General features: G+C 52.9%; 10 protein-coding genes. 6 read left to right on the top strand and 4 right to left on the bottom strand.

What is annotated here, in order from left to right:
* Both AC0QHF_RS13205 and AC0QHF_RS13200 read right to left on the bottom strand, forming a co-directional pair.
* Positions 1–677 (bottom strand): DUF3450 domain-containing protein (locus AC0QHF_RS13205; protein WP_473113685.1); only part of this gene is annotated, 677 nt, incomplete at its 3' end.
* Between the two features lie 78 nt (positions 678–755).
* Positions 756–1,001 (bottom strand): hypothetical protein, encoded by a 246-nt coding sequence (locus tag AC0QHF_RS13200; RefSeq protein WP_324704683.1) that lies wholly within the window; start codon positions 999–1,001, stop codon positions 756–758.
* Between the two features lie 277 nt (positions 1,002–1,278).
* On the opposite strand from AC0QHF_RS13200, the gene AC0QHF_RS13195 reads away from it, so the two are divergent.
* From AC0QHF_RS13195 to AC0QHF_RS13180, 4 genes are all read left to right on the top strand, one after another.
* Positions 1,279–2,478 carry an alginate O-acetyltransferase AlgX-related protein gene (locus AC0QHF_RS13195; RefSeq protein WP_324704682.1) on the top strand — a complete coding sequence of 400 codons (1,200 nt, stop codon included), beginning with the start codon at positions 1,279–1,281 and terminating at the stop codon, positions 2,476–2,478.
* A 5-nt stretch (positions 2,479–2,483) separates the two neighbouring features.
* The gene (locus AC0QHF_RS13190; RefSeq protein WP_324704681.1) at positions 2,484–3,587 is read left to right on the top strand and encodes an SGNH/GDSL hydrolase family protein; all 1,104 of its coding nucleotides are present in this window, start codon (positions 2,484–2,486) and stop codon (positions 3,585–3,587) included.
* Between the two features lie 88 nt (positions 3,588–3,675).
* Positions 3,676–3,810: a hypothetical protein gene (locus AC0QHF_RS13185; protein ID WP_324704680.1), complete on the top strand. Its 135-nt coding sequence runs from the start codon at positions 3,676–3,678 to the stop codon at positions 3,808–3,810.
* Positions 3,811–4,274: 464 nt separating this feature from the next.
* Entirely contained in the window at positions 4,275–4,709 is a 435-nt protein-coding gene (locus AC0QHF_RS13180; protein WP_324704679.1) for an ArsC/Spx/MgsR family protein, read from the top strand.
* Here the strand turns inward: AC0QHF_RS13180 and nifV are convergent.
* Together nifV and AC0QHF_RS13170 are read right to left on the bottom strand one after the other, a co-directional pair.
* Positions 4,670–5,848 carry a homocitrate synthase gene (gene nifV, locus AC0QHF_RS13175; RefSeq protein WP_324704678.1) on the bottom strand — a complete coding sequence of 393 codons (1,179 nt, stop codon included), beginning with the start codon at positions 5,846–5,848 and terminating at the stop codon, positions 4,670–4,672. The genes AC0QHF_RS13180 and nifV overlap by 40 nt on opposite strands.
* A gap of 7 nt (positions 5,849–5,855) precedes the next feature.
* Positions 5,856–6,203 (bottom strand): Asr1405/Asl0597 family protein, encoded by a 348-nt coding sequence (locus AC0QHF_RS13170; protein ID WP_324704677.1) that lies wholly within the window; start codon positions 6,201–6,203, stop codon positions 5,856–5,858.
* 848 nt (positions 6,204–7,051) lie between these two features.
* On the opposite strand from AC0QHF_RS13170, the gene AC0QHF_RS13165 reads away from it, so the two are divergent.
* Positions 7,052–7,456: a NifB/NifX family molybdenum-iron cluster-binding protein gene (locus AC0QHF_RS13165; RefSeq protein WP_324704676.1), complete on the top strand. Its 405-nt coding sequence runs from the start codon at positions 7,052–7,054 to the stop codon at positions 7,454–7,456.
* A 56-nt stretch (positions 7,457–7,512) separates the two neighbouring features.
* Positions 7,513–8,763, top strand: coding sequence for a cysteine desulfurase NifS (gene nifS, locus AC0QHF_RS13160; RefSeq protein ID WP_324704675.1), 1,251 nt, complete (start codon positions 7,513–7,515; stop codon positions 8,761–8,763).
* Positions 8,764–8,796: the final 33 nt, after the last annotated feature.

Raw genomic sequence — 8,796 nt, 5'->3', positions numbered from 1 at the left:
TGAATGGTGACTCGGTGTTGGGGTTCTTCCTCGCCACTATACCCACTCCATCGCTGTTCGGACGCGGGTGAACCCATTGTAAAGGTTCCCCCCGGAATCAATACCATTTCCAGGGTGACTCCATCCCCCAAGTCTTCGACGATACATTCCGCCTGACCGGGACTGCGACTGATTTCTTTCCCCTTTTTGTTGACTTTTATGACCTCAAAAACATATCCATCTCGAACCGGATTTCGGTTGACTTCCTCGGACTTATTTGACCCAGAAATTAAGCCGATGATTTCATCCAACTGGGATTGTAAATTCAGCAATAGTCGCCGCTCTGATTCCGGGTTCAAATGGTCGAGTCTCTCGGCAATGCCATCCAACTGGGATTGAAAGTTAGCTTGATGTTGACGTTGCGACTCGGCGAATTCAGTTAACTGGTTAATTTGTTGAGTCATCCCATCCAACTGGGATTGAAACCGAGATCTAATCAACTCCGTGGACTGTAGCCGAGATTGGGATCTTTGCCAAACTCGCTTGGCGGCGGCGAGGCGTTTTCTCTCCTTCTCCAAAAACCCGGAGGGAATCTCTCCAAGTACGGGGGGATATGGAGTCAGGTCATAACCGCAGACGGTACAGGTTTCCACCTCATTTTCCGTATATTCGGTTTCACAGACTGGACATTTGGCCATAATTTCCAACCCGGATTGGCGGCTAACCCATTATACAACATCCAGCAGCGGATCGTTTCAGTTAAAATAGGGTCAGAATCAATTGGGATCAGGGTGTTGACATTTCATTAACGCACCCTGCCAAACTCTCAACCTGTCGTAATCCATTGCCGTGGTTTTCCCTTCGGTAGTCTCCCGCTTGGCTTTTCTAATCGCAGCAATGAGTTGGGATTGCGATCGCTCGAACGAACGATCCCATTTGAGTTCATCTTGCAAGTCGTCAATATATTCTCGAAGGTGATCGACCACCCGATCTTGCACCTCGTCCGGCAAAGATTCTAACATCTTAATAATCGTGCTCACTTGTGGGGATGACATGATCTGCAATTCTGATACAACACTTTGTATTTTAGGGGTTTGTTGAAGATGCCACACCGTCTCCGGTTGGCGCCGCCACAGCAGATGACTCTCCCCTCGCCCAGGATTGGGAGAGGGGCCGGGGGTGAGGGCCGACTCGGACAGGATTGGCAGAGGGGCACCTGGTGAGGGCCGACGTTACTGGACAGGACGCCCCCGGATTGCTATCGTTATCATTCGGGATGCTATTGTGAAATGCGACTCCATGCTCAAATCCCTCAAATTCTTTCAATGGCGACGCCTGCCAAAAGCGTTCCTGCTGTTCTTTTGTTGGGCGATCGCTCCCCTATTTTTGGTGGAAGTTTCCATGATCCTCCTCGAACCCTATCTGTTTCGGGGACTCTACCAATACGACCCGGATTTGGGATTTCGGATTCGTCCCCACGCCAACGGCAACAATGAGTTCGGTTTCAACGATCGCGACTATCCCCTCGAAACAGAACCCGGCACGTTTCGGATGCTGGTATTGAGCGATTCCTTCAACTGGGCGGGGGGGCAGGATGGAAATTATACCGCATTATTGGAAAACCAATTTCAGCAATATTACGGAACGCACAAAGTCGATGTCATCAACGCCGGCTATCCGGGAACCCACACCGCCGAACAACTCGCACTGTTGAAAAAATTCGGACTGCAATACAATCCCGATTTGGTGGTTCTTGGCTTTTTTGTCGGCAACGATTTCATAGATGCCGACCCGAACCGAAAGCGGATCATTGTCAACGACATCTATATCGATATCGATCGCCGCGAGGAATTGATCCTGTTCGGCTACCCGATAATCGGACAATCTCGGCTGTGGCTGTTTATCAAACAAAAATATAAGGTCTTCCAAGAAGCTGCAAAATCTCGTCAAACCTCCGTTTCTCCCCCGGTGCAACCCCGGGTAAAATTGGTGTCGGCGACGGATGCGGAATCGGAAGAACGGGAACAGTCCCCCGGCGTCCTCTCCCGCGAGATGTTTCTGGAAGTCGAACGGGCACGGCTGGAGTTCTGCGAGATTGAGGATTTGGAAGCGGGCGATCGCGATGCCAATATTGACTACATCCTCGACAGCATTTCAGAAATGAATGCGATTCTAAAATCCAGGAACATTCAATTTATCGTCGCCCTCTACCCCGACGAGTTCCAAGTCAACCCGAAACTGTTGAATCAACTGGCTTCCAATTTCGATATCGATTTGAACGATTACGAACTCACCTGCCAACAAAACATCCTGAAACGCCACCTTGAGAAAGAGAATATTTCCTACATCGACTTCACCCCCCGGTTTCGGGAAGAACATCAAAGCCGCCACCTGTACTTGTTCCAGGAACCTCACTGGAATTCGGCGGGAAACCGGCTGGCGGCGGATATTTTATTCGAGAATTTGGTTAAAATCACGGACGAAAACTTATCGAATTAGCGGATATGAAAAAAACGATTTCCCAAATCTTCAAACATCCCGTTTCCCGAGTTCTGACGCAAACCGTCGTCATCGCGGGAATCACCTTCGCGTTGACGGAAATTACCTTCAGGATTTATAATAAGATTAATCCGTCCTTTGTCTTCCGCGATCGCTCCTACAACCGCTGGCGGCGAAAGCCGAACGCACGGGATTTTAATTTCAACCTCAATTCCCACGGATTTAAAGATGTCGAATTTACCCAAGAAAAGCCGCCAGGAACCCATCGCATTTTGGGAATTGGCGACTCTTTCTCCTTCGGAATCGTTCCCTATCATGACAATTATTTAACCTTGGTTGAGGAAGGGTTGAACGCCGAGGGAAAAAATGTCGAATTGATCAATATGGGAATCCCCGGCATGGGACCGGAAGACTATTTGTCCCTGCTGACGAACGAGGGATTGATTCTGAACCCCGATCGCATCATTTTGTCATTTTATATCGGCAACGACTTTATCGATAATTACCTGCTTTCCCTCGACAAAGATGAAGAAATCTTCTATACCGTCGCTTTCTTCAAATCTCTGATGGCACTGAATGCCAAATTTAAAGGCACCGATTACAATCCCCAAAATCTCGAATATGATGATGATAAACCCACCCTGACGGACGAAGCCTATCGCGAAATTGTCGTCAATGCCAGTCGGATGTTTGACATCGAAGCGACGGACGGTATGTTCCTGTCGATGTTCGAGGATGCGATGCGGGATATCCGCGAAATTAAAAGGATTTGCGATTCCCGAAATATCGATCTGAGTGTCGTCATCATTCCGGCGGAGGTTCAGGTCGATCCGAACCTGCAAGCCGAGGTGATTCAAACCTTCAAGCCGGACGACCCGGAGGGCTTCGATTTTGAATACCCCAACCGCCTGCTGCGCGATCGCTTTGAGGAATACGACATCGACTATATCGACCTGTTGGATGACTTCCGGGAAGCCTCCCAAACCGATCGCCTCTACCGACCCAATGACACCCACTGGAATATCGCCGGAAACCGGCTGGCGGCGGAGTTGATTGAACGACATTTACTTAAGCAAAATCTTGAAACTGAGGCAGGGAGTGGGGAGTAGGCAATAGGCAATAGGCAATAGGCAATAGGGAGTGGGGAGTGGGGAAGGCGGTTTAAACATTCCTTATTCCCGGGGTGCAGTGCGGTTAATGCACGAATTGTCAGTTTTGTCAAGTCCCGTCCCCGCGACCCTGAAATTTCTCGTGCGTCGGCGATGGAGGGTGCGATCGCGATCGCGGGGAAAATGGCGATCGCGATCGCGGTGTTATCGGGTTTCGGGATAAGTCCTGGGTCTTTGATACTGCCTTTACTTACACGGAGGGTAGCATCGCATAGTAGCTATATTTTAGGGGATGTCGAAATCGCTGTCAAGTGGCGGATCTTCGCGGCGATATTTGGGAGAATGAGAACCATTTTCACGCGATCAAATGGCGATTTTATCGAACATTTAAATCAATTTTGGGTTAACCTATAATTTTTGGTTATCGATAAACATTCCGGTGGGGGAGGCGATCGCGGTGCCAAAAAGATCAGATAATGGTAGTGTAAATAACGGAAAAATTTGCGCGATCGAGTTATGTTGTTTGCAATTTTTTGTGCCGCCTGTCATCCCCCCAAGCCGAGATTAAAATTTGTAGATTTAAGCTAAAAAATATCAACAAAAAGACGGAAAACTTAACATCAAAAATCTCAAAATTCGGCATTTTTTAGATAAAATTAAGACAATAAAGTTCGCGGAGAGCAGAATATGGCAGTCGTTATCTTTTATGAAAAACCGGGGTGCCGAAATAATACGCGACAAAAAGCAATGCTCCGGGCAGCAGGTCATCAGCCGGAAAGCCGCAACCTGCTGTCGGAACACTGGACTCCCGAAAAACTCCGTTTATTCTTCGGCGACCTGCCTGTTACTGAATGGTTCAATCGCAGCGCGTCCCGCATCAAATCCGGCTCAGTCAAACCCGACGAATTGGACGCGGAAACGGCGCTGCAACTGATGGTGTCCGAACCCCTGTTAATCCGCCGTCCGCTATTGCAGGTGGGGGAAGTGCGGAGTGTGGGATTCGACACGGACGAAATCAATAGCTGGATCGGTTTGAACCCCGTCGATATCTGCGGTCTCGACGTGGAAACCTGTCCCCGTTCTCACGAAGAAACCCCCTGTTCCATGCCCTCAGCGGTTTGAGAGGAATTGACCTGGGGGAAACTCAATTCCAAATATAATTGCAGCACCTCCTCCGGCGTCAAATTGCGTTTGAGTTCGCCCGATCGCCGCCGGATCGAGGCGAGGAGAAATTGCGCCTCCGCCCGGTTCAAATCGATGCCGTGCCGTTGCAAAATCTCGGTCAACCCGCGGCGGCCGGAATGTTTTCCCAACACCAGGCGGTGATTTTCTCCCAAAGACTTCGGGTCGAAGGCTTCGTAGGTGCGGGGATTTTTGAGAATGCCGTCGGCGTGCAATCCGGACTCGTGGGTGAAGGCATTGTCCCCGACGATCGCCTTCCAGCGGGGGAGGGAATCGCCGCAGGCTTCCTGCACCAATTTCGAGAGGGGTTTGAGTTGCCGAAAATCCAACCCCAAATCCAAGCCGTCGATTCGCATTAGGGCGACGACCACCTCTTCGAGGGCCGCGTTTCCGGCCCGTTCTCCCAACCCGTTGACGGTGGCATTCACCGATCGCGCCCCGGCCCGAATTCCGGCGATGGCGTTAGCGGTCGCCATGCCCAGATCGTCGTGGGTGTGCATCTCGATGGGGATGGAAGTCACGCCGGCTAATTTCCGCACTTTTTCGTAGGTGGAAAAGGGGTCGAGAATTCCCACCGTATCGCAGAACCGGAACCGGCCGGCCCCCCAGGTTTCCGCGCAGCGGGCCACCTCGATCAAAAAGCCCTCGTCGGCGCGGGAGGAATCTTCGGCCCCCACGGAGACGAACCAGCCGCGATCGCGGGCATAGTTCATGGCCCGGTGCAGCCGTTCCAAAACGTCCGCCTTGCCGGTTCCGAATTTGGCGGCAATTTGGACATCCGACACCGGCACGGAAATGTGGACCCGCGTCAACCCGCAGGTGGCGGAGGCTTCCAGGTCCGAAATGACGGCCCGATTCCACCCCAGCAGGGAAGCCTTCAATCCCGACCGGGCGACGGCGCCGATCGCCTCGACTTCCTCGCCGCCCATCGCCGGAATTCCCACCTCGATCTCGTGGACCCCCAGGCAGTCCAGGTGGCGGGCGATCTCGACTTTTTCTCGGAGCGAAAACGCCACCCCGGCCGCTTGTTCTCCGTCGCGAAGCGTGGTATCATTGATGCGGATATTTTCTGCCAACATATTTACGTCAATTTCCTTCAAGCTCAAAGCAATGTTCCAACCAATTCACCTGTACGGATAAGGGAGCGATAAATCGGTGCAGTACGCAGCGAAGTTGGATAGCCGTCGTCCGATCTTCAATTTCGACGCCCACCCCATTTTCGCTGGAATACTCGCAGGGAATCGACAATTCCTGCAATCGGTAGAACACCGACCATTGTAAATCCGGGGGGACCTGCACCCTCACTTTTAGCGGTTGAAATTTAAGATTTTCATCCGGGCCAGGTGCCGAGAGCTGGGACTCAAGAAATGGCAGGGAATGATTGTCGTTTCCGTGGAACGGATCGCCGGGGCGATCGGAGGGTGCAAACATCATTTTTACCTTGATTCCGTAACGGTTGACGTTGGGGTTGGAGTTCTGACATTCGATAGCGAGGGGAAGGGGCGAGATGCAAGGACGGGGGGAACCTCAAATCCGATCGGGACCGATATGCGATCGCTTCGCCGGTCCGACTCAAAATTCCGGTGTCGCGGCCATCCCAACCGAACCGAGTCGCCAATTTTGACCGGGGAAATCTTGAGGAAATCTGAAGACCGAAAAACTGGGGCGATTGGGCAGGCGATCGCCAGTTGCAGGGGAATTGCCGGGGATCGATCCGCCCCACAACCTCAGACCTTACCACGATCAAAGTTGAAGAAATTGCTACATCCGATACGAAATCTCAAGAATAATGAGACATTTGATAAAGCGACGGTTTCCGAGATCAGTCGCGCCCCCATCCCGCCGTCCATGTCAACTTGAGTTATAATAATTTAAGAAATGTATCGATGTTTGAGCGAAGATTTCAAACCTAAAGAACATCTTAAAATGTACTCACAAGAGAAGGGGAAATAATACCGCCAATCCCCGATACACTTCCCGTTGGCGGTGAGTGCAGTTTCTTCCCGTCCCCCCCCTCAAAAAGTCTTGTCCCCCCCCTCAAAAGTTCCCGAACCCCGATCCCGATCGCAAAATTGAAAAATCCCCGATCCCAATCCCGGCGGGCGATGGCGGAAATTGAGTGCAGTTCCAATCTATTAATCAACTAACCTCCCCCCCTCAAACGGCGGGTCGAAACCCGACTGATATAACCCTATATCAAAGCCGATCGCAACCGTCCTCAAAGACACCAACCGCGATCGCATTTGACGGACATTTATCGACCGCCGGAGGGGCAAGGTTCAATGGTACGAACGACAGAGCCGATTCCAATTCCCACCGCCCGACCGTCCTCCATAGAGGCACCCGAAACCATTCGGATCGCCGTCGCCAGCAAAGGGGGGGGACTCGTCAACCAACATTTCGGCCACGCACGGGAATTCTTCATCTACGAGGTTGACGGCAGACGGGCGACCCTGCGGGAAATCCGCGAAGTCTCCCCCTACTGCCACGGCCCCGAAGACGGCCCGGGGGATTTGGACGCCATCATCCGCACCCTGTCCGACTGCGAGGCCGTCCTGGTCGCCAAAATCGGCGCCGGACCCGACGATCGCCTCCGGGAAGCGGGTGTCGAACCCGTGCAGGTCTACGACGCGATCGAAATTGCCACTTTGGACTATTACCAAAACCGCAAAACTCGCGCCGAGTGAAACCGTTTCCCCCCCAGGAGAAACGTCGATTTGAATTGACTCCGAATGAGGTGCTTATGTCATCCCCGACACCGGTTATTTATCTGGACAACAACGCCACCACCCGAGTCGCCGAGGAAGTCGTCGAAGCGATGCTCCCCTTTCTGAAGGAAAACTACGGCAACCCGTCGAGTACCCACACCTTCGGCGGCAAAATCGCGCGATCGGTCAAACGGGCCCGAGAACAGGTGGCGGCCCTTTTGAACGCCGAACCCACCGAAATTATTTTTACCAGTTGCGGCACCGAAGGCGACAACGCCGCCATCCGCGCGGCCCTAGCCGCCAATCCCCAGAAAAAACACATCATCACCACCCAAGTCGAACACCCCGCCATCCTCAACCTGTGCCGGAAATTGGAGCGGGAAGGGTACACCACCACCTACCTTTCGGTGAACGAAAAGGGGATGCTCAACCTGCACGAACTGCGGGCTAACCTGCGGGAAGATACCGCCCTCGTCTCCGTGATGGCGGCGAACAACGAGACGGGGGTGATCTTCCCCGTCGAACGCATCGGGCAGATGGTCAAAGATCGGGGCATCCTGTTCCACGTCGATGCCGTCCAAGCCGTCGGGAAAATTCCCCTGAACATGAAAAATAGCAGCATCGATCTGCTCACCCTTTCCGGCCATAAACTCCACGCCAGCAAAGGCGTCGGGGCACTCTACGTCCGGCGGGGGGTGCGGTTCCGTCCCCTGCTGGTGGGGGGACACCAGGAACGGGGACGCCGGGGGGGGACGGAGAATGTTCCCGCTATCGTCGGGTTGGGGAAGGCGGCGGAACTGGCGATCGCTAATTTCGAGGCGGAGATTACCCAGGTGCGGGAATTGCGCGATCGCCTGGAGTTGGGGTTGCTGCGGCTGATACCCCACTGCCAGCTCAACGGCCACCAGGGGATGCGACTTCCAAACACGACCAATATCGGTTTCAAGTACATTGAAGGCGAAGCTATCCTGCTCTCGTTGGATGCTTACGGTATCTGTGCATCCTCCGGTTCGGCCTGCACTTCCGGTTCCCTGGAACCCTCCCACGTTTTGCGAGCCATGGGGTTGCCTTACACGATCCTCCACGGATCGATCCGCTTCAGCCTCTCCCGCTATACGACGGCGGCGGAGATCAACCAAGTTTTGACGGTGATGCCACAGGTCGTTGAGAAGTTGCGGGCGATGTCGCCGTTCAACAGCGAAACCGACGAAAGTCAGGGTTGGCTGCAAGAGCGACAACAGGATTTACGAGAAAAGGACGAGAGCTTGAAAGCCGTGTCTTTTTAAAGCACGGATGAAAAGCGAACGGCGACTTCAGTC

Source organism: Lyngbya sp. CCY1209 (assembly GCF_055795065.1).
The sequence above is the reverse complement of the archived record's forward strand: the minus strand, read 5'-3'. Positions and strand labels throughout refer to the sequence as shown.